The sequence below is a fragment of the Rhodococcus quanlei genome (genome assembly GCF_055231015.1).
The window spans coordinates 100,079-120,370 of the sequence record NZ_JBUYWD010000001.1 but is presented as its reverse complement, the minus strand read 5'-3'; the positions used below and the strand labels follow the sequence as shown (position 1 = coordinate 120,370).

At 64.9% G+C, this 20,292-nt stretch carries 21 protein-coding genes; 5 read left to right on the top strand and 16 right to left on the bottom strand.

Features of this window, described 5'->3' with window-relative positions; all coding sequences use genetic code 11:
- Positions 1-179: 179 nt before the first annotated feature.
- From ACZI8Q_RS00595 to ACZI8Q_RS00570, 6 genes are all read right to left on the bottom strand, one after another.
- Positions 180-605, bottom strand: a complete 426-nt coding sequence (locus tag ACZI8Q_RS00595) for a DUF5709 domain-containing protein (protein WP_463371556.1) — start codon at positions 603-605, stop codon at positions 180-182.
- A 136-nt stretch (positions 606-741) separates the two neighbouring features.
- Positions 742-1,131, bottom strand: coding sequence for a hypothetical protein (locus ACZI8Q_RS00590; RefSeq protein WP_463371555.1), 390 nt, complete (start codon positions 1,129-1,131; stop codon positions 742-744).
- 65 nt (positions 1,132-1,196) lie between these two features.
- On the bottom strand, positions 1,197-1,862 hold the full coding sequence (locus tag ACZI8Q_RS00585; protein WP_463371554.1) for a hypothetical protein: 666 nt from the start codon (positions 1,860-1,862) through the stop codon (positions 1,197-1,199).
- 79 nt (positions 1,863-1,941) lie between these two features.
- The gene (locus tag ACZI8Q_RS00580; protein WP_463371553.1) at positions 1,942-2,340 is read right to left on the bottom strand and encodes a PPOX class F420-dependent oxidoreductase; all 399 of its coding nucleotides are present in this window, start codon (positions 2,338-2,340) and stop codon (positions 1,942-1,944) included.
- On the bottom strand, positions 2,337-2,915 hold the full coding sequence (locus ACZI8Q_RS00575; protein WP_463371552.1) for a CG0192-related protein: 579 nt from the start codon (positions 2,913-2,915) through the stop codon (positions 2,337-2,339). The genes ACZI8Q_RS00580 and ACZI8Q_RS00575 overlap by 4 nt, the downstream gene beginning before the upstream one ends.
- A gap of 14 nt (positions 2,916-2,929) precedes the next feature.
- Positions 2,930-6,550, bottom strand: a complete 3,621-nt coding sequence (locus ACZI8Q_RS00570) for a cobaltochelatase subunit CobN (protein WP_463371551.1) — start codon at positions 6,548-6,550, stop codon at positions 2,930-2,932.
- Positions 6,551-6,745: 195 nt separating this feature from the next.
- On the opposite strand from ACZI8Q_RS00570, the gene cobG reads away from it, so the two are divergent.
- Genes cobG through cobJ form a run of 3 tightly spaced genes read left to right on the top strand, consistent with a single transcriptional unit; the run spans position 6,746 to position 10,018 of the window.
- The gene (gene cobG / locus ACZI8Q_RS00565; protein ID WP_463371550.1) at positions 6,746-7,879 is read left to right on the top strand and encodes a precorrin-3B synthase; all 1,134 of its coding nucleotides are present in this window, start codon (positions 6,746-6,748) and stop codon (positions 7,877-7,879) included.
- Positions 7,880-7,913: 34 nt separating this feature from the next.
- Positions 7,914-8,540: a precorrin-8X methylmutase gene (locus ACZI8Q_RS00560; protein WP_463371549.1), complete on the top strand. Its 627-nt coding sequence runs from the start codon at positions 7,914-7,916 to the stop codon at positions 8,538-8,540.
- A complete protein-coding gene (cobJ, locus tag ACZI8Q_RS00555; RefSeq protein ID WP_463371548.1) occupies positions 8,537-10,018 on the top strand; it encodes a precorrin-3B C(17)-methyltransferase in 1,482 nt (493 codons plus the stop codon). Before ACZI8Q_RS00560 ends, cobJ begins: the two co-directional genes overlap by 4 nt.
- A 29-nt stretch (positions 10,019-10,047) precedes the next feature.
- On the opposite strand, the gene ACZI8Q_RS00550 is transcribed toward cobJ, so the two are convergent.
- From ACZI8Q_RS00550 to ACZI8Q_RS00535, 4 genes are all read right to left on the bottom strand, one after another.
- Positions 10,048-10,662 (bottom strand): hypothetical protein, encoded by a 615-nt coding sequence (locus tag ACZI8Q_RS00550; protein ID WP_463371547.1) that lies wholly within the window; start codon positions 10,660-10,662, stop codon positions 10,048-10,050.
- 188 nt (positions 10,663-10,850) lie between these two features.
- Positions 10,851-11,591: a Clp protease N-terminal domain-containing protein gene (locus tag ACZI8Q_RS00545; RefSeq protein WP_463371546.1), complete on the bottom strand. Its 741-nt coding sequence runs from the start codon at positions 11,589-11,591 to the stop codon at positions 10,851-10,853.
- A 48-nt stretch (positions 11,592-11,639) separates the two neighbouring features.
- Entirely contained in the window at positions 11,640-12,551 is a 912-nt protein-coding gene (locus ACZI8Q_RS00540) for a serine hydrolase (protein ID WP_463371545.1), read from the bottom strand.
- Entirely contained in the window at positions 12,548-13,441 is an 894-nt protein-coding gene (locus ACZI8Q_RS00535; protein ID WP_463371544.1) for a LysR family transcriptional regulator, read from the bottom strand. The genes ACZI8Q_RS00540 and ACZI8Q_RS00535 overlap by 4 nt, the downstream gene beginning before the upstream one ends.
- A gap of 113 nt (positions 13,442-13,554) precedes the next feature.
- Here ACZI8Q_RS00535 and bla point away from each other — a divergent pair, with 113 nt between their 5' ends.
- Positions 13,555-14,526: a class A beta-lactamase gene (bla, locus tag ACZI8Q_RS00530; RefSeq protein ID WP_463371543.1), complete on the top strand. Its 972-nt coding sequence runs from the start codon at positions 13,555-13,557 to the stop codon at positions 14,524-14,526.
- An 18-nt stretch (positions 14,527-14,544) separates the two neighbouring features.
- Here the strand turns inward: bla and ACZI8Q_RS00525 are convergent, their stop codons facing one another.
- From ACZI8Q_RS00525 to ACZI8Q_RS00505, 5 genes are all read right to left on the bottom strand, one after another.
- Positions 14,545-15,024: a transglycosylase family protein gene (locus ACZI8Q_RS00525; protein WP_463371542.1), complete on the bottom strand. Its 480-nt coding sequence runs from the start codon at positions 15,022-15,024 to the stop codon at positions 14,545-14,547.
- A 165-nt stretch (positions 15,025-15,189) separates the two neighbouring features.
- Entirely contained in the window at positions 15,190-15,930 is a 741-nt protein-coding gene (locus ACZI8Q_RS00520; protein WP_463371541.1) for a cobalt-precorrin-6A reductase, read from the bottom strand.
- 2 nt (positions 15,931-15,932) lie between these two features.
- On the bottom strand, positions 15,933-16,682 hold the full coding sequence (gene cobM / locus ACZI8Q_RS00515; protein WP_463371540.1) for a precorrin-4 C(11)-methyltransferase: 750 nt from the start codon (positions 16,680-16,682) through the stop codon (positions 15,933-15,935).
- Positions 16,679-17,902: a precorrin-6y C5,15-methyltransferase (decarboxylating) subunit CbiE gene (gene cbiE / locus ACZI8Q_RS00510; RefSeq protein ID WP_463371539.1), complete on the bottom strand. Its 1,224-nt coding sequence runs from the start codon at positions 17,900-17,902 to the stop codon at positions 16,679-16,681. The genes cobM and cbiE overlap by 4 nt, the downstream gene beginning before the upstream one ends.
- Entirely contained in the window at positions 17,899-18,669 is a 771-nt protein-coding gene (locus tag ACZI8Q_RS00505; protein ID WP_463371538.1) for an SDR family NAD(P)-dependent oxidoreductase, read from the bottom strand. Before ACZI8Q_RS00505 ends, cbiE begins: the two co-directional genes overlap by 4 nt.
- A gap of 30 nt (positions 18,670-18,699) precedes the next feature.
- Between ACZI8Q_RS00505 and ACZI8Q_RS00500 the strand changes: the two genes are divergently transcribed.
- Entirely contained in the window at positions 18,700-19,110 is a 411-nt protein-coding gene (locus ACZI8Q_RS00500) for a TIGR03618 family F420-dependent PPOX class oxidoreductase (protein WP_463371537.1), read from the top strand.
- A gap of 9 nt (positions 19,111-19,119) precedes the next feature.
- Here the strand turns inward: ACZI8Q_RS00500 and ACZI8Q_RS00495 are convergent, their stop codons facing one another.
- Positions 19,120-20,256: a M24 family metallopeptidase gene (locus ACZI8Q_RS00495; RefSeq protein WP_463371536.1), complete on the bottom strand. Its 1,137-nt coding sequence runs from the start codon at positions 20,254-20,256 to the stop codon at positions 19,120-19,122.
- Positions 20,257-20,292 lie beyond the last annotated feature (36 nt).

Genomic DNA, 20,292 nt, shown 5'->3' with positions numbered 1-20,292 from the left:
CACGCCCACGACTTCCCCGGCCGCGTCCTTGCGGGCCGCGCGATCGTCGAGCTCTGCCAGGCATTCCTCCACGCACCGCAAGGATTGCGCGGATGGACGGGGGCAGACACGGGCCGACCGAACGGGTGGAACGCACGGCGGTCGACGGCTACCTCGAAATCGGGAACTGACCCGTCGCGTCAGTCGTCGTCGACCACGTGCACGGCAGCTTCTTCCGCGGAGGCTGCACCACCACTGATCCCGACGTCGTCGGCGACCATGTCCTTCTCGGTGTCCTCCCTCGATCCTTCGTCGTCCGCGACCAGCCGGCCCGATCGGGCGTCACCCACTTCGCGGTAGTCGCGAAACTCGGGTGACGCACCCTCGTCCGAAACGTCGGGTACCTCTTCTGCCAACCGCTGATCCAACGACTCACCCTCACGTTGTTCGGCGTCGGTGGTTCCGTACGCATCGAGGCCGAGAGGCCGATCCGGCGGTGAATACCCTTCGTCGAGCGCATCCTCGACACCTCGGTCGACCAAGGTGTCTTCCTGGGTGAGCTGGTCGTCCTCGTCCAGGCTGTACTCGCCTTGCGAGCCTTCTCGTGCACTGTCCGGTGAACTCATGGTTTTCACGATGCCACTCGTGCGCGCCGCGTGCCAGTGCATCTGCTTCCTGGTTCGGCCCCGAGCAACCCGGTTTTGCGACAGCGTTCGCCGTTCGGTGAACGGTGGCGGCCACTCACCGCTGTGAACGATCAATTCACATACCGGATGTACCCGAGCGGACCCTCACCACTCGCACACCCGCAGTAGCTGCAATCGCGCCGGTAGCTGCACCCACGCCGGTCGTCGCTGTCGGCAATGCCATCCAGAGCGAAATCGGAAGTCGGGGCTCCGACGCCGGAACGAAGTCGGTGAAACCTCCACCGGTGTACGACGGATCCGCCGGTGACACGAACGACGAGAAGCCATCACTGTCCGACACAACATAGGCCTGACCGTCCGCGTCGGCCGGCCGATCGAATGCCCACACCCCCGCCGCGACAAGTCCCAGCAATCCACCAAATGCGGCAGCACTCAAAGTCGTACGCGCCTTCTCGTTCATCACGCTCGCATAGTCGCATGTCCGCAGCTTGTGGGTAGCGACCATCCCGAAATCCACGTCACACGGCTGCCACTGCCTGCGAGTATTGCCGTCGACATCTACAAATAGGCCTACTTCCCTGAGCGCATGAATCGCGTGAAGTCCATGGTGATCGAGGAAGCGCGATGAATCCCGATCTCTGGGTATGCGATCGTGAAGACCATCTCACTGCCGTCTTCAGGTCGGGGACTCAGAAAGTACGTTGCGGCGGTTTCGGATTGGTGATTGTAGCTTGTACCGCCATACAGCCAAGGCGTCGTGGGGTCGTCATCCTCCGGCGCTTGGGGAGGTGTGCACTTCCTATTGGTGACGATCTTGCCGTCCGAAAGCACGATTCCAAGATAGACGCGATGCTTGCGGGGTCGGTGTGTGAGGTTGATTCGTTCGCCGATGGACGTGTCTTTGTCCGCATCGCGCTCACGTGCCATCAGATCGAAGCGGACTCCGGTGGGATAATCCCTCAGTCGGGACAGCATCAACTCCACATCCTGGTTCTGATGCTGCGCGAAGACGAACTCCTCATCCGATCGCCCGACGAGACCATCATCGTTGCAAGGAGGCTTGCGGGCTGCAGGAACATCCCTCCGAACGGCCTTCCGAATTGCCTCGGCAGTCCTTCGGGTTCGGAGCCGATCAAGGTGTGATTCGAACTCCGGGGTGTGTTCGAACCCGATCGCGTGGTTGATCCTGGTTGCGCCGCGATCGTCTGGGTTCACGCCTTCGACGAACTGCACCATCAACTCATGATGTCAGCACCCACTCCCGGGCGTCACTGGAGTCGGCCGAACATGGCCTCCACCGATGCGGGATCGCCTCCTACGGCACCAACGTGATCGACAGGCCGATGGTTCCGGTTCTGCCGCGACGGAGCAGGCTGCCCTTTATCGTGATCCAACCGAGGATCCCGTACTTTCGTGCGATGACGTCTCGGGCGACGTCGGTCTCGTCGGCTCCGAGTATCTCGGCCTGCGCATCGACGGGCTCACCTCGTGGCTTGCCGCGCGCGTCGCACACCGCGACCGTCACACGCTGGTTTCGGCGAATGCGTTTCACCTTGTAGGAGTCGGTAACCGTCCACATGAGGAGACGGCCGCCGTCCTGTGCCGCCCACAGTGGGGTGGCCACCGGCGACCCGTCCTTCCGGAACGTCGTGAGCAGAACGTACTTCGCGGCTGCAATCTTCTCGAACCCTGCTCGGTTCGATGCGCCGCTCATGCGGATGCCTCCGACAAGACGACGAGCGCAACGTGTTCGGACAGTCCGTCCCAGTACCCCTCGAGTCGTGGCCCTTTCGAGTCAGCCGCGCCGCTCTCCGGTCGACGCACCACCGTGACAATTGCAGGATCGGGCGCACCACCACCGATGCCGACCACCCGTGCAGTGTTCGGAATCCGGTTGAGCTCGTCATCCGACTTCACGAACTGCTCGGCCTCAGTGCCTCCCGAGGCGATCACCGATGTGACGGCCGCTGTGTACACGGGATCGCCGACCGCGTCGTACACCCAACGCTGCCCCAGGACGGAGTGGTCCATGGTGCCGACGAGCCACTGCTCCGCACCCGCCAGCGGTGCACCGCGGTAGGTCAACGGGATCTGAAACACGACACCGTCCGAGCTGCGAACCAGGTGGGTTTCGATGCCCACTTCCCCTGCCGGGTCGTCGAATCGGTAGCTCGCCACACCGTCGAGCCGGGGCTCGGTGGCCCCGCCGTACCAATCCTGGGTGGGCAGCCAGGCTGCAATCAGTTCGAGTTTGGACGGCCGAAGTTCGGCGTCGTACAGGATCGCCATTGCACCGATGCTACCTAGTCGCCCTCGAGTTCCCCTTCGGTCTCGAGATACACCTCGCGCAGTCGATCGAGCGTCTTCTGTTCCGGCGCTTCCCACAGCTTGCGCTCGGCCGCCTCCAGAAGACGTTCGGATATCCCGTGCAAAGCCCACGGGTTCGACTTCTCCATGAACTCACGGTTGGTCTCGTCCAGGACGTACGACTCCGCCAGCTTCTCGTACATCCAGTCGGCGACGACGTTTGTGGTGGCGTCGTAACCGAACAGGTAGTCGACGGTGGCGGCCATCTCGAACGCGCCCTTGTACCCGTGCCGCCGCATGGCTTCGAGCCAGCGAGGGTTCACGACTCGTGCACGGAACACCCGGGACGTTTCCTCCGACAACGTGCGCGTGCGCACCGACTCGGGGCGGGTGCTGTCCCCGATGTACGCCTCGGGTGCGGTGCCCGTCAACGCGCGGACGGTGGCGACCATGCCGCCGTGGTACTGGAAGTAGTCGTCGGCGTCGGCAATGTCGTGTTCACGGGTGTCGGTGTTCTTGGCGGCCACCGTGATCCGCTTGTACGCGGACCGCATATCGTCCGCTGCGGGCACTCCGTCGAGGCCCCGACCGTACGCGAAGCCGCCCCAGGTGGTGTAGACATCGGCCAGGTCGGCGTCGCCGCGCCAGCTCTTGGAGTCGATGAGCTGCAGCAGACCGGCACCGTAAGTACCCGGCTTCGAACCGAAAATACGTGTCGTCGCGCGACGTTCATCGCCGTGCTCCGCGAGGTCGGCTTGCGCGTGGGCGCGCACGAAATTCTGATCCGCGGGCTCGTCGCGCGCCGCCACCAGCTGTACGGCGTCGTCGAGCATGGCCAGCACGTGTGGGAAGGCGTCGCGGAAGAACCCACTGATACGCACGGTGACGTCGATACGGGGCCGGCCGAGTTCGTCGAGGTCGATCACTTCGAGGTTCACCACGCGCCGGCTCGCCTCGTCCCAGACGGGGCGCACACCGAGCAGGGCGAACACCTCAGCGATGTCGTCGCCGGAGGTGCGCATCGCGGACGTTCCCCAGACGGACAGTCCCACGGAACGCGGCCATTCGCCGTGGTCGGAGCGGTAGCGCTCGAGCAATGATTCGGCCATCGCCTGCCCGGTCCCCCACGCCAGGCGGGACGGAACGGCCTTCGGGTCGACAGAGTAGAAGTTGCGGCCGGTGGGCAGCACGTTGATCAATCCGCGCAGCGGAGATCCGCTCGGGCCGGCGGCGATGAATCCGCCGTCCAGGGCGTGTAGCACCTGCGCGATCTCGTTGTTCGTTTCGCGCAGCCGCGGAACCACCTCGGTCGCCGCGAATTTCAGGATCTGTCGCACGGTCGGATCGTCGGTCAGGGTTTCTGCGGCGTCGGGGTGCCAGTCCTTGTCGAACATGCCCTTCACAAGGGCATGCGCGGTGGCCTCGATGTCGTCCACTCGGCCGCGGGACTCGTCACCGTCTTCGCTGAGGCCCAATGCTTCACGCAGACCGGGAACGCTCTGTTCGCCGCCCCACATCTGCCGCGCACGCAGCATGGCCAGGACCAGCTCGACTTCGGCGTCGTCGACCGGCGCCTCGCCGAGGATGTGGAGTCCGTCACGGATCTGGACGTCCTTGATCTCACACAGCCAGCCGTCGACATTCAGCAACATGTCGTCGAACACGTCCTCGTCGGGACGCTCGTCCAGGCCGAGGTCGTGGTCCATCTTCGCGGCGCGCATCAACGTCCAGATCTGCTGGCGGATCGCGGGAAGCTTGGCCGGGTCGAGCGCCGAAATGTTCGCGTGCTCGTCCAACAGCTGTTCCAGACGTGAGATGTCGCCGTAGCTTTCAGCGCGGGCCATCGGCGGGATCAGATGATCGACGAGAGTGGCGTGGGCCCGGCGCTTGGCCTGGGTCCCCTCCCCCGGATCGTTGACGAGGAACGGATAAATCAACGGCAGGTCGCCGAGCGCTGCATCCGTTCCGCACGTCGCGGACATGCCCACCGTCTTACCGGGCAACCATTCGAGATTGCCGTGCTTGCCGAGATGCACCATCGCGTCGGCAGCGAAGCCGCCCGCTTCGGGTTCCGCGGCGATCCATCGGTACGCCGCAAGGTAGTGGTGACTGGGCGGCAGGTCGGGGTCGTGGTAGATGGCGACCGGCTTCTCACCGAATCCGCGGGGCGGCTGCACCATCAGCACCAGGTTGCCGAACTGCATCGCGGCGATCACGATCTCGCCGTCCCTGTCCTGTGAGCGGTCGACGAACAGCTCGCCGGGCGCCTCGCCCCAGTGCTCTTCGACGCCCTCTCGCAGCTCGGCGGGCAAGGTGGCGAACCACTCCCGGTAGCGGGCCGCCGAGATGCGAATCGGATTGCCTTCGAGCTGCTCCGCTGTCAACCAGTCGGCATCCTGCCCGCCGGCGGCGATGAGCGCGTGAATCAGTGCGTCGCCGTCCTTGTCCGCCAAGCCGGGGACAGCATCCGGACCCCCTGCGGGTCCGAGGTCGTACCCGGCGGCCCTCATCTCGGTGAGCAACTTGATCGCACTGGCCGGGGTGTCGAGGCCCACGGCATTGCCGATGCGTGCGTGCTTCGTCGGGTACGCGGACAGCATCAGCGCAATCCGACGCTCCGATGCCGGGATCGAGCGAAGGCGCGCGTGACGGACTGCGATCCCCGCCACGCGGGCGGCACGCTCCGCGTCCGGTACGTACGTCGAAAGACCGTCCTCGTCGATCTCCTTGAACGAGAACGGCACGGTGATGAGCCGTCCGTCGAACTCCGGAACTGCCACCTGCGTGGCCACGTCCATGGGTGAGAGACCGTCGTCGTTCGCCTCCCATGCCGCCCTGCTGCTCGTCAGGCACAGACCCTGCAGGATCGGCACGTCCAGCGCGGCAAGTTCCGCCACGTCCCAGGCTTCGTCATCTCCGCCTGCTCCGACGGTCGCGGGTTTGGTGCCACCCGCGGCGAGCACCGTGACCACGAGGGCGTCGGCCTCGCCGAGTGTCTTCAGCAGTTCGGGTTCAGCCGTGCGCAGCGAGGCACAGTAGATCGGCATAGGGTCGCCGCCGGCGGCATCGATCGCCTCGCACAGCGCTTCCACATACCGCGTGTTCCCGGCCAGGTGCTGCGCCCGGTAGTACAACACCCCCACCTTCGGCTGTGAGTGGTTGACGAGTCCCTGGACTCGCTTCTCACTCACAGAGGAAAGGTGCCCCCAGCTGGGCAGGTGGACGGGCGGTTCGAACCCGTGCCCGGTGAGCAACAGCGTGTCGGACAGAAAGTTGTACAGCTGCCCCAGGTTGTCTGCGCCACCCTCGGCGAGATAGTTGTGCGCCTCGGCAGCAACACCGGCAGCGACGGTGGAATGTTCCATCAGTTCGGCGTCGGGTGCGTGTTCACCGCCGAGTGCCACGACGGGAATACCGGACGCCAGCACCGCGTCCAGGCCTTCTTCCCACGCCCTGCGTCCGCCGAGGATGCGCACCACGACGATGTCGACGCCGTCGAGCAGCGCAGGGAGGTCTTCGTCGACGAGCAGGCGCGCGGGGTTCGCCCACCGGTACTCCGCCCCGCTGGCGCGGGCGCTGAGCAGGTCGGTATCGGACGTCGAAAGCAGCAGGATCACGAGATGAAGCCTTCCTGGGGTGTCGCGCCCCGTGGCAAGAGTCGAGTGTGCCGCAGGTGAGGGTCTGGCTCGCCCGATCGTCATCCTGAACGAGCGGGCACACAGTGGCGCGACCGCACCGGATTCACACCGGCTTCCTCTCCTGCAGTCGCAAGTGCTCGTGATGCTACCGGGGTGCCGCAGTAGCCTGTGAGCATGGCCCGATCCCGTTCTCAGCCCGACGCCTGCCCTGGTGCACTACAGGTTCACCAGGCTGCCGACGGCGCGTTGGCTCGGGTCAGGCTGCCCGGCGGCATTCTCACGTCGACGCAGGTTCAGATGCTGGCGGAGGCCGCTCACACCTTGGGCAACGGTGAGCTCGAGCTCACCTCCCGAGGAAACATCCAGCTACGCGCGGTCAGCGATCCGACCGAGTTCGCCGCACGTCTAGCCGACTCCGGGCTGTTGCCGTCGCTCACCCACGAGCGCGTCCGGAATATCCTCGCGTCACCGCGCAGCGGCCGCAGCGGTGGCGAATCCGATGTGCGCAGCCTGGTGCGTGACCTGGATCAGGCACTGTGCGCCGAGGCTGCACTGGCCGGCCTGCCCGGCCGGGTCCTGTTCACTCTCGACGACGGCCGTGGCGATGTCACACCTCGCGGCGGTGATTTCGGGATCCAGGCGGTGAACTCCACACAGTCCGCGCTGATCCTCGCCGGCCGCGACACCGGCGTTCGGATCTGCACCGCAGATGCGGTGTCGGTGCTGATCCGGGCTGCGCACGTATTCGCATCGATCAGAGAGGCGGAGTGGCGGCTCGGCGAAATCGAGGACGGTGCGACCCGGGTGCTGGCCGAGCTGGGTCTGGCACCTACCGCCATCCCGGACGGTGCCGCCGTTGAGCCGACGGCACCGATCGGGTGGATCGGTCAGGACGACGGCCTCGTCACCCTCGGTGGCGCACTGCCGTTCGGGGTTCTGGGTGCCAGACTGGCCGAATTCTTGGCAGCGGTCGAACGGCCTGTGATCGTCACACCCTGGAAGACGCTGCTGCTGTGCGATCTCACCGAGCACATGGCGGAGCAGGTGGTTCGCGTCCTCGCACCGATGGGCCTGATCTTCGACGAGAACTCGCCCTGGCTGCACGTCACCGCGTGCACGGGCAAGCCCGGCTGCAACAAGGCGCTGGCCGACGTTCGGGCCGACGTTCGCACCGCTATCGAGGCAGATCAGCTACCCGTATCCGACGACCAACACTGGTCGGGCTGCGATCGCCGGTGCGGACGGCCCCGCGCCGATGTCACGGACATTGTCGCGACCACCGCCGGATACGAGTACCGGACTCCCTGACCCGCTCTTTCCGCGGACCTCTATCGTCTAGCCCATGATCGAGTACATCCGGGACGGCGCAGAGATCTACCGCCAGTCGTTCGCCACGATCCGTGCAGAAGCCGATCTCGACAGGTTTCCGACGGACGTTTCGCAGGCCGTGGTCCGGATGATTCACGCAAGTGGCCAGGTCGATCTGGCTGCGGATATCGCATTCACCGGGGGCGTCGTCGCTGCAGCTCGTGACGCCCTGAAGAACGGCGCACCCGTCTTGTGCGACGCACACATGGTGGCCGCTGGGGTCACCCGTACGCGGCTGCCCGCGGACAACGAAGTCGTCTGCACACTGCGCGACTCCAGGGTTCCCGACCTCGCCGAGAAGATGGGCGATACGCGCTCCGCCGCAGCTCTGGAACTGTGGGGAGACAAACTCGACGGCGCGGTCGTCGCGATCGGCAATGCGCCCACCGCACTCTTTCACCTCCTGAACATGATCGAGGCGGGGGCTCCCCGCCCCGCCGCAATCGTGGGTGGCCCGGTCGGATTCATCGGTGCCGCCGAGTCGAAAGAGGCACTCATCGAGTACTCGAGTCACATCGAGTACCTGGTCGTTCGCGGTCGGCGCGGGGGTAGCGCCATCACCGCGTCGGCGGTCAACGCGATTGCGAGTGATGTCGAATGAGCGGCAAATTGTGGGGCGTCGGTATCGGTCCCGGTGACCCGGAACTGGTCACTGTCAAAGCTGCCCGGGTGATCGGCGACGCCGATGTCGTTGCCTTTCACAGTGCCCGTCACGGCAAGAGCATCTCGCGCGGGGTCGCCGCGCCGTACATGCGCGAAGGTCAGATCGAGGAACACCTCGTCTACCCGGTCACCACCGAGACGATCGACCATCCCGGCGGTTACCAGGGCGCGATGGACGAGTTTTACGAAGAGGCAGCCGAAAAACTTGCCGCACACCTGCAGGCGGGGCGCACCGTTGCCTTGCTCGCGGCGGGTGACCCACTGTTCTACAGCTCCTACATGCACATGCACAAACGACTGGCGCACCGATTCGATGCCGAAATCGTCCCCGGCGTCACGTCGATCAGTGCAGCGTCCGCGACGCTGGGTACCCCGCTGGTGGAGGGCGAGGAAATCCTCACCGTGCTGCCCGGCACACTGCCGCCTGCCGAACTCACCCGACGTCTCCGTGAGACGGATGCTGCCGCGATCTTGAAGCTCGGGCGCACGTACCCGCATGTGCGGCAGGCGCTGACCGACTCGGGCCGGTTGGACGAGGCCCGATACGTGGAGCGTGCGAGCACCGAGAAGGAACGGGTCACCGCTGCAGCCGATGTTGCCGATGACGAGGTGCCGTACTTCTCCATCGCGGTGGTTCCCAGCCCGTCGAACAACCCGGACCTGAGCGATGACTCAGGCAAGGGAGAGGTCGTCGTGGTCGGTCTCGGACCGGGTGATCAGCGGTGGACCACCCCAGAGGTACAGCACGAACTATCGCGTGCCACCGATCTGGTGGGATACGGCCCGTACATCGACCGTGTTCCGCACCGGCCCGGGCAACGGCGCCATTCGAGCGACAACCGGGTCGAGGCCGAACGTGCCGCCATGGCCCTGGATCTTGCGAAGAACGGCTCGCGTGTGGCGGTTGTATCCTCGGGTGACCCTGGTGTCTTTGCGATGGCTGCCGCCGTTCTCGAGGTTGCTGCCGACGAACAATGGCGAGACGTTCCCGTGCGCATCCTGCCCGGTATGACAGCGGCGAACGCTGTTGCCAGTCGTGTCGGAGCACCACTCGGACACGACTATGCCGTGTTGTCGCTGTCCGACCGGCTCAAGCCGTGGGATGTGGTGGCACAACGCATCTCTGCTGTGGCCGGCGCCGATATGGCGTTCGCCGTCTACAACCCGGCCTCGAGATCACGTACCTGGCAGGTGGCGGCCATGCGTGATCTCGTGCTCGAGCACCGCTCCCCCGACACCCCGGTCGTCATCGGTCGTGATGTGGCGGGTGCCGAGGAGAACGTGCGGGTCGTGCGCCTCGCCGACCTGAACCCCGCGGATGTCGACATGCGGTGCCTGTTGATCGTGGGGTCGTCCACAACGACGGTGATCGGTGACGCATCGCGCGTGTTCACCCCGCGCCGCTACCCGAACTGAGCCGTTCAGCGATTCATGGAACTTGGGATTCATGGAACGTGGATGGTTCTCGCCGCACCCAGGTGGGGGAAGTTGGTCGCCACTGCCACCTGCACGCGTCCGTGCCCGGTGGGCAGGTACAGCTCGTAGCCATTGCGGGGAGGACCTGGAGGCTCCGGCGCGAACGGGGTCAGGAGCTGACTCACCGCACCGGCAGCTCCGGTGTCCAGATTGGTCCAATGCACGGTGGCGGTGACACGGCAGGCAAGGATGCTCACATCGGAGACCTGGTCGAACAATCCCCGACCCGATTGGAGTGTGACCTGCACCGAGTGCGGAAGGTTCGGTTCGGGCATCGTGTACGAAGGTGAGCCGACGCCCGCTTGGATCAGCCGGCCGTCATAGGCGACCAGCCCGACACGGACGACACCACCACACACAGGCCCGTGCCCAAGGGTCCACACCCGCATCCCTGCAGTGCTGGTCTCGCACACTCGATACCCGAACACTTCCCCTTGGGGCCTACTTCCCGAGTAGTACGGCAGCGGCAGGGCACACTCCGATGCGGATGTGTCTGCTGACGCCACGGCCGGTGTGACGACCGGCGCCGCCGCTGCTAACGCCAGCGCTGCACACAGGCAGAACAGAGTTCGCAATCCATGCATCGCATCTCCTCGGTCATCAGGAGTACCGGACTCAGTGTAGGCAGCCCTTCCGAACGAGTGGGACTATTCAGCCCCTTCCTTCCCCACACAAGCAGGCCCCGACCGCAGCCCCCAACGCGCCGCCCCACCTGCACGGGCTCGAGTATGACGGCGGGCACTGGCAGCCACCACGGGATAGACGCCCACACTCAATCCTCGGCTACCGCGCGCGCCGCCTCCTCCACGAATGCAAGGATTCGCGCCTCGGCCGCGGGCTTCGCGATGCCCAGGCCGGACAGGACGCCCTGCCCGTTCTCGTGCTCGAGCAGTGCAAGCAGCACATGTTCGGTGCCGATGTAGCTGTGGCCTAGCCGAAGTGCTTCTCTGAACGTCAGTTCCAGCGCCTTCTTGGCGCCGGAGTCGAACGGAATGAGTGTCGGTACGTCCGTGGCGGCATTCGGTAGCTCCGCTGCTGCGGCACTTCGGATATCGTCGAGCGAGACACCCAGATTCACAATCGTCCGCGCCGCAATACCTGCCGGTTCACTGAGCAGCCCGAGTACCAGGTGGTCGGGCACGATCGTGTCGTTGCCCGCATCGCGCGCCTCGTTCTGCGACGCCATCACGACATTGCGTGCGCGCGGCGTGAACTGGTTGAAACCCTCGTTCGGGTCGAGTTCCGCCCCACTCGCAGGACCTTTGGGAACGAACCGCTTCTGCGCGGCTTGTTTGCTCACTCCCATGCTCGTTCCGATGTCCGTCCACGATGCGCCGGAGCGTCTGGCCTGATCGACGAAGTGCCCGATGAGGTGATCCGCGACATCACCCAGGTGATCCGCCAGTAACACCGCGTCGGACAACTGACTCAGCGCGTCCGGGTGAAGCTGCTTGATCGTGTCGATCAGCTCATCGAGTCGGACTGGATTGTTCATCTTCACTGTTCCGCTCATACGTCAACCATAAGTTGACGTCACTGTTTCGTCAACCTTCCATTGACGCTAATCCAGCTTGCCGGACCTGAGCTCCGTCACGGCGATCTGAGCTGCCCGGCCGATTGCCCGGTCGACCAGTGGCAGCATCGGGTCAGCACGCGCAGCGCGCGTGAACACCGAAACCGCCACCGGCGCTTCACCCGGAAAGTTCACCACCGCAACCTCATTACGAATGGCACCTATCGTTCCGGTCTTTCCTGACACCGTGACGTCCACATAGGGGAAGCCGGAACGAATGCGATGCGACCACACCTGCGCTGCCATGATTTCCCGCACGAAGGCCGACTTCTCCGCAGACAGCAACCGGTCGGTCCAGATCGCCTCGAGCAGGTCGGTCATCTCTCGGGGCGTCGTTGCGCTTGCATAGGACGGATCGTAAGCCGACACGGTCCATGCCTCATCGTTGTCCGCGAGAGACGCGAAGGCCTCGGCGGTGGTGTGCGCGTGCGCATCGATCACCAGCGCACGATGTGCGTCGGCCGTGCCACCGACGATGCGTGTGCGTGTGAGACCGGCGTCCAGCAGAATCGATTCTATGCTCGGCAAACCCACCTGCCCGAGTATGAGATCTGCTGCCGCGTTGTCGGAAACGGTCATCATCGATGTCGCCAGATCACGCCAACTGAGCGTGACGGGATCCCGAAACAACGACACGCCAGTCGGGCCGGGTGTGCAGTCGGCGGGTTCGACACGTACACGCGCCAGTGGATCGATCTCCCCCGCCTCGAACGAACGACACAGTGCCAGAAGTAATGTCAGCTTGTACACCGATGCGGTGACCACCAGGTCATCCGCGCCGACGGCAACCTCCCCGCCCGCAGTGCCTCCGGATGTGTCGATGCGGCGCGCGTGCAGCCACCCGACGCATCCGGCATCGGCGAAGACATCGAGGATGCTCTTCTCGGTGTCCGTCGTCATCGTCCCGCTTTCAGAATCACACGATCGAGGGCCCGAACCTCCATGTCAGGTGAGTGACCCTGCCTCCACGCGATGCGCATTCGGGCAGCGAGTCCTCGACGCAACAGGTCGACCCACACGACACCGGGCATCGAGCGCGGCGCCTCCGATGTCACGCCGAAACAGCCGCCGGCGGCAACCTGACCAACCAGATCGCGGAAGTCCTTCGAGACGCGCACCTCCGGGTCTATCCCTTTGGCCCGAAAAAGGTCGAGAAGTAGGTCGTGCCCAGGCTGATTGTCGGATCGGGGCCGCGTCGTCAGGCTCAGTCCCTGCAACATTCGCAGTTGCGGCTTCTGTGCGATCGCGACTGGGTGGCCTTCGGGAACAACCACCCAACGACGAAGTGAGAGCACGGGACCGCACTCGAGGCCCGTGACAATCGCGGGATGATCAACTACGGCCACATCGAGGGCTCCGTTACGGAGCGCATCCACGAGTTCGTTGGTCGAGGCCGTCATAGTGGACACGCGCGTTTCGCGGCGAGAGTCATTACCGCCGAGCGCTTTCACGCACCCGACAACCACCTCGTCCGGAACAGCGGCACTGACCCCCCATCTGACAACTGCCCTGGGACCGCCCGCCACTCTACGTGCCTCGTCGTCAAACCTTGCAGCATCCGCAACCAGAAGGCGGGCACGAGGAAGAAGTTCTCGCCCCGCTTCGGTAAGCAACACCGAACGAGCACCCCGATGAACGAGCTCGGTCCCGATCCGCTGTTCGAGTCTTCGCATACCCTGCGACAGCGGAGGTTGCGTCATACCGAGCCGTTCCGCGGCATGGCCGAAGTGCCCTTCCTCCGCCACCGCTACGAAGAAGCTCAGATGCCGAATCAGATCCATGGAGGGCATTCAACCAGGTAGTCGGGTCTCTTCGTGTCCATGAGATAGACCGCATATACGCGTAGGCAGACCAGCACCCATATCGTTCCCGACTCGCACCAACCCCGTCATCGTATTTGTGAATGGCAAAGGACGACCCGAGATTGTTCGACATGACATGGAACTCGCGAGCATCTCGTGGCGCCATTGCCAGCGCTGCCGCCCTCCCTCTCCTTCTCGCTGGGTGCGCCAGCGCCGATACCACTCCCGTCGTTTCAGAGCCGACAGCAACCTCTGCTCATGTCACGGACGAACACACCCGACTCGACGCCGTACTGCGCGACCTCGAAGACTCCACCTCCACCCGCATCGGCCTGGCAGCCCTGAACACCGTCACCGGGGAGTCGTACGAACATCGCGGTGACGAATCGTTCGCGCTGTGTTCGACATTCAAAACCTATGCGGCCGCGCAGGTGCTTCGCCTCGAGGACGCCGGTGAGACGTCACTCGACAAAGAAGTGATGATCGACCCCGCGAAAATCGTGGAGTATTCACCGGTCACGGAGCCGGCCGCGGGCACCACCATGACCCTCGCAGAACTGGCCGCGGCCGCGCTCACTCGCAGCGACAACACCGCAGGCAACTACCTCCTCGAGGAGATCGGTGGGCCGCCCGCAGTCACCACGATCGCCCGCGACATGGGCGACGACAGCACTCGCCTGGACCGCTGGGAACCCGAACTCAACGAGGCACTCCGAGGCGACCCTCGTGACACATCCACACCCGGCGAGTTGGCCGAGGGGTACGAGGAGCTCCTCCTGGGCGACGGTCTGACCGGCTCCGCCCGCGAGCAGCTCGTCGAATGGATGCGCGGCAACACCACCTCGGATGAACGCATCCGTGCAGGCCTGCCGACCGGCTGGACTGCAGCTGACAAGACCGGTGGAGGGAAGTTCGGTACCAACAACGACGCCGGGGTCGTGTGGACGCCGGAGGGTGATCCGATCGTCCTCGTGTTCCTCACCGACAGCAGTACCGGTCTTCCCGACGTGAAGGCCGACAACAGTGTGATCGCCGAATCGACTACCGCAGTGATCGACGCGCTGAAGCAATGATCGGGCAACGGGGGCTGGTTATCCTTCGGAGCTCGGGCCCGTCGCTCGCTCTGCGGCAAGCTCACGCGCACCGGCGAGAGCTGTTCGAGCAATCGCATCCGCCTCGTCGGAACCGGTTGCGGCCGAACCACCCCAGGCCGACTCACTTTCACCGGGGTCGGCAAGGGTGAGGTACTGGCCGCACACCGGCCACGCACCCGGGCCTTGAGTCTTGAGAACCCTTTCGGCCACCAGGATCTGCTCGGCCTTGCTCGCTTCCGATGCAAGCCCCTCACCGCCGTGGGACTTCCAGGTTTCCGGAAGGAACTGCAATCCGCCGAAGAAACCGTTTCCGGTGTTCGTGGTCCAGTCACCGCCGCTTTCGCATTGCGCAACCTTCTCCCAGTTGTGTGGTGCGGCTGCGGCGGTTCCGGCGCCCAGCCCCAGCACGGCGGCGCATACCACTCCGACGACGGTGATCAGGCCCGCTGTGAATTTTCTCGATCTGCGTTGGATCATGCTGGCTCAATCCTCTCCGCTTCTGCGGAAATAGGCGTGCCGGCAACGTTGCGTTGTCAGCCAACGTGATAGACGTTCGACTGCCGACTATCCGAGTGACTGAAGTGATACGTGTTCGGTTCTGAGGTTTTGTGATGGCTTCGACACCGTGTCGCAACCAGTCTGTTATGTTAAGGATGCGATCCACGTGACTGCGCCGGGCACGTCAACCACCGTCGCCACACCGGCGGGCAGCGGTGGGCGCTCGATGACGACGACCGGTATATCGAGCTGACCAGCAGCTTCCAGTTTCGCCGCGGTCTGCTCGCCGCCACTGTTCTTGGTGACGAGCACGTCGATTCGGTGCCGGCGCATCAACGAGGCTTCTCCGGTCACCGTGAACGGACCGCGGGCCAGAGTCAGCTCCGATCGAGGAGGCATCTTCCCTTCGGGTGGATCGATCGAGCGAATCAGAAACCACATCATGTCCAGCCCAGCGAAGGCATCGACCCCTTGCCTGCCGATCGTGAGGAACGCTCGGGTTCCGACCGAGGGAAGCAGTTCCGCGGCGGCCACGGTATCGGACACGCTGTTCCAGTTCGCGTTGTCGGGCGCGTACCATTCGGGCCGCCGCAGCACTACGAGTGGAATGCCGCACTGCTCGGCTGCGAACGCCGCGTTCTTGGTGATCCGTGCGGCGAAAGGATGGGTCGCGTCGACGATCGCGTCTATCGACTGTTTCCGAATCCATTGCGCCAGTCCGTCCGCACCGCCGAATCCTCCGGTGCGGACCTCGCCGGGCGGCAGGGTCGGGTTCGCCACTCGCCCCGCGAGCGAAGACACCACCTGCATGTCTGGTATTTCCGCGAGCGTCGCAGCGAGCGCACGAGCCTCCCCGGTGCCGCCGAGAATCAGAATGCGTGGCACGGTCAGTGGGTGCCGCGCGAACGGGTAGCGGAGTACAGGTAACTGTCCGGAAATCCTTCGGCAGCAAGAACTCCACCCACAATCACCACCGCGGTCTTGGTGATTCCGGCTTCCTTCACCTGACCGACGAGAGTCGCCAGCGTTCCTCGCAACACGATTTCGTCGGGACGCGATGCGAATGCCACCACCGCTGCTGGGCAGTCGGTGCCGTAGTTGTCCGACAGTTCTTCTACGATCTGCTCGATACGATGCGCTCCGAGGTGCACAACCATCGTGGCGCCGCTGCGGCCGAGAGTGCGCAGGTCTTCGCCCTCTGGCATCGCCGTCGACAACGTCGACACTCGGGTCAGCACGATCGACTGCGACACACCGGGAACGGTCAGCTCACGCCCGAGAGACGCGGCAGCGGCGGTGAATGCGGGAACGCCTGGCACCATCGTGTACGGAACCCCCGCCGCATCGAGGCGTCGTGCTTGTTCTGCCACGGCGCTGTAGATCGACGGGTCACCGGAATGCAACCGGGCAACATCGTCGCCGGCCTCGTGCGCTTCGACCAGGAGGGCAACGATCTCGTCGAGGCTCAGTCGTGCGGTGTCGATGAGCCGCGCATCCGCTGGGCATTCCGCCAATAGTTCGGTAGGAACGAGACTGCCCGCGTACAAGCACACGGGGCTGCTCGCGATGATCCGCTGCGCGCGCACGGTCACGAGATCTGCCGCACCTGGTCCGGCACCGATGAAGTACACGGTCATCGTCGTTCGTCCTTCTCTCGTTTCGTCACCGACCACTGCACGACAGGCAGTTGCGGTCGCCACGTGGTGAACTCGCCGAGCGGCTCACCTCGATACATCTGAAATTTGCGTAGCTGACCACCGTGCGCGGCATACCACGCGAGAAGCAACGCTTCCGATTCTGCGGTGACCGCGTTGACGACAAGACGGCCGCCTTCAGGCAGTGTCGCCCAACATCGCTCGAGCATCCCCTCTTGGGTGGCACCGCCACCGACGAAGATTGCATCCGGGACCGGCCCAGCTGACGAGAACGCGGCGGGCGCTTCGCCGCCGACAATCAGGTCCGGAACACCCAGTTCGACCGCGTTGCTTCGAATCTGGTCGCACCTGTCGGTCTCACGCTCGAACGACACCGCTCGACAGCGCGGGTGCGTTCGCATCCATTCGATCGCGATGGTTCCGGAGCCGCCACCCACGTCCCACAACAATTCGCCCGGTGCCGGTGCCAGCGCGCACAGAGTCAGCGCCCGAATCTCCTGCTTCGTCATCTGGCCGTCCCCGGAGTAGGCGCTGTCCGGAAGGCCCGGCAACCGCCCCCGTCGGCTGGCAGCGACGTCGGCGCAGCACTCGAGCGCGATCACGTTCAGAGCGGTCGACGGATCATGTGCCCACGTTCGGGCGATGCCGTCGATGCGTGACTCCTTCTCGCCCCCGAGTTCGGCGAGCACCGTCATGCGTGTGTCGCCGAAGTCATGCGCGGCCAACAACGCGGATAGCCGTACCGGAGTGTCTTTGTCGCGACCGAGCACCAGCAGGCGCCCACCGTCGCGTAGATCCGGTAGGACGGTCTCGAGCGCCCGAGAAACCACGCTCCGCACCGGAGTCTCGTGTGCGGCCCATCCCATTCGCGCGCAGGCCAAGGCCGCTGACGAGGGGTGCGGCACAATCCGAACCCGATCCGCACCCAACAGATCCACGAGGGTCACGCCGATACCGTGGAACATCGGGTCGCCGCTCGCCAGTACGCACACCGAGCGGTTGACGTACTCCTCCATCAGGGCAGGCAACGCGGGAACAAGAGGCGACGGCCAAGCAACCCGCTTCGCGGCGGAACCCGGCACCAGATCCAGCTGCCGGGACGAGCCCATCAACACCTCTGCGGCGTTGACCTCGCGCTGCGCGGCAGGCGAGAGACCGTCCCAGCCGTCTGCGCCGATACCCACGACAACGATCTCCGTCATCGCGGCATCCGTCGCCAGACTGCTTGTGGAACCATCCGCATCACGAAGAACGCCAAACGCAGCTTCCCCGGGACCGTCACGCGGATCGCCCCACGCCTCAAACCGTCCACCACTGCGTCGGCAACCTGACCGGGCGTGCTCGACATCGGTGCGGGCGACATGCCCTCGGTCATCCGACCGATCACGAAACCCGAACGTACGAGCATCAGCGACACCTTCGTGTCGTGCAGTGCGTCGCCGAGTCCGCTGGCAAAGCCGTCGAGCCCTGCCTTCGCGGATCCGTACACGTAGTTGGCCCTACGCACCCGCACACCCGCGATCGACGAGAACACCACGATGCGACCGGACCCCTGCGTCCGCAGGAGGTTCGCCAGGTGCGTCAGCACGCTCACCTGGGCGACGAAGTCCGTGTGGATGACCTGGACGGCGTGGCCTGCATCCCGCTCTGCGCGCTCTTGATCCCCGAGAATGCCGAAGGCCAGGACCGTGACCGCCAAGGGCCCATGTTCGGCCGCCACCGACGAGAGAAATGATTCGTGCTTGTCGACCTCGTCCGCGTCGAACTCGGTGCACACCACGGCGGCTGCGCCCGCGTCCAGCAGTCGTTGCCGCTCGGACTCCAGCTGGTGGCTGCGCCGAGCAGCCAGGATGATCGTGCGTCCCGGCGCCAGACGCGCGACGATCTCGAGGCCTATCTCGCTGCGACCACCAAGGAGCAGCACTGCGCCACCGCCTGGCAACTCATTCCTTCTCGATCCCACGCTCACTCCTCAATAGTCCTGGATTACCGTTTCCGTATGGACCGCACCCCCGACAAACCGCTCCGTTTGAACGATGCCGCGCTCGTCTTCCTCTCCGAGTACCACCTCGGGACGCTGACCACCATGCGCAAGAACGGCACACCGCACGTCGTCGCGGTCGGGTTCACCTGGGACCAGGAACACGGGCTGGCGCGGGTGATCACCAATGCCGGATCGCAGAAAGCGATCAACGCGGAGCGAGGTGGCTACGGCGCCGTCAGCCAGGTGGAAGGTGCCCGTTGGCTCACCCTCGAGGGTCCCAGTCGAGTGCTCACCGACCCGGAATCGGTCGCTGACGCCGAGAACAGGTACGCCGCCCGGTATCGGCAGCCGAGAGAGAATCCCAACCGGGTCGTGGTGGAAATCGCGGTCACCCGGATCCTCGGCTCGGCGACGCTGCGTTCCTGACGACTGGCATCAGCCGAGAACGGTCAGCCCGTGAGGCCGGACGTTCACCGGTTCGCACCCATCCGCGGTGACGACGACAATGTCCTCGATACGTGCACCCCACTCGCCGCGGAAGTAAATTCCCGGCTCGACGCTGAAGGCCATTCCCTCTGCGACCTCGTCGGTGTTTCCTTCAACGATGTAGGGCTCCTCGTGCACCGACAAACCGATGCCGTGTCCGGTGCGGTGGACGAAATGCTCGGCGAGTCCTTGCGCGGCCAGCACGTCGCGCGCAGCGGCGTCGATCGCTTCCGCTGTCACCCCCGGCCGGATCAGATCGACGGCTGCTTTCTGGGCTTCTTCGAGCACTGCGTACTTCGCTGCAACATCCGGATGAGGCTCACCCATGCTGTAGGTGCGGGTGCAGTCGGAGTTGTATCCCGGTTCCACCGGTCCCCCGATGTCGATGACGACCACGTCGCCCTTTTCGATCACCCGGTCCGACACCTCGTGATGTGGGTCGGCGCCGTGCGGCCCGGAACCGACGATCACGAACGCGGCCTCGGTGTGTCCTTCTTCGAGAATCGCTGCCGTGATGTCTGCCTCGACCTGCCGCTCGGTACGTCCGACGACGAGAATCTCGCCCATGCGGGCGTGAACGCGGTCGATTGCCTGGCCTGCCCGGCGCAAGGCTTCTATTTCCTCGTTGTCCTTGATCATGCGCAACTCGCGGAGCACGTCGGTCGCCAGCACCGGCAACGCGCCGAGGCTGGTCGCGAGTGGTACCAGGTGCAATGCGGGCATCGCGTCCGCCACGGCCACAAGCGCCGGGTGTGGCAACCCGTCGGCGACGATCGCGTAGGGATCCACGCCGTCGACCCAGTCCACGGTCGTCAGACCCAACTCGCCCACGGCCGAATCGTTCAGCGCCGCAAGTTCGAGCCGAGGCACCACCACCGAAGCGGGGTCGCCGTTCGACGGAATCACCAAACAGGTGAGCCGCTCGAAGGATGCAGCGTTCGATCCCAACAAGTACTGCAGGTCGGGGCCGGGCGTGATCAGGAGGGCGTCCAAGCCCGCTTCCCGGGCCGCTGCCGCGGACCGGACGAGGCGATCGGCGTAGACCGCTGAGGAGAATCGAGTGCTGGCTCCGGCATGAGTGCTCATGGCCCACACGTTAGCGCCGTTTGGCAGGATGGAGAG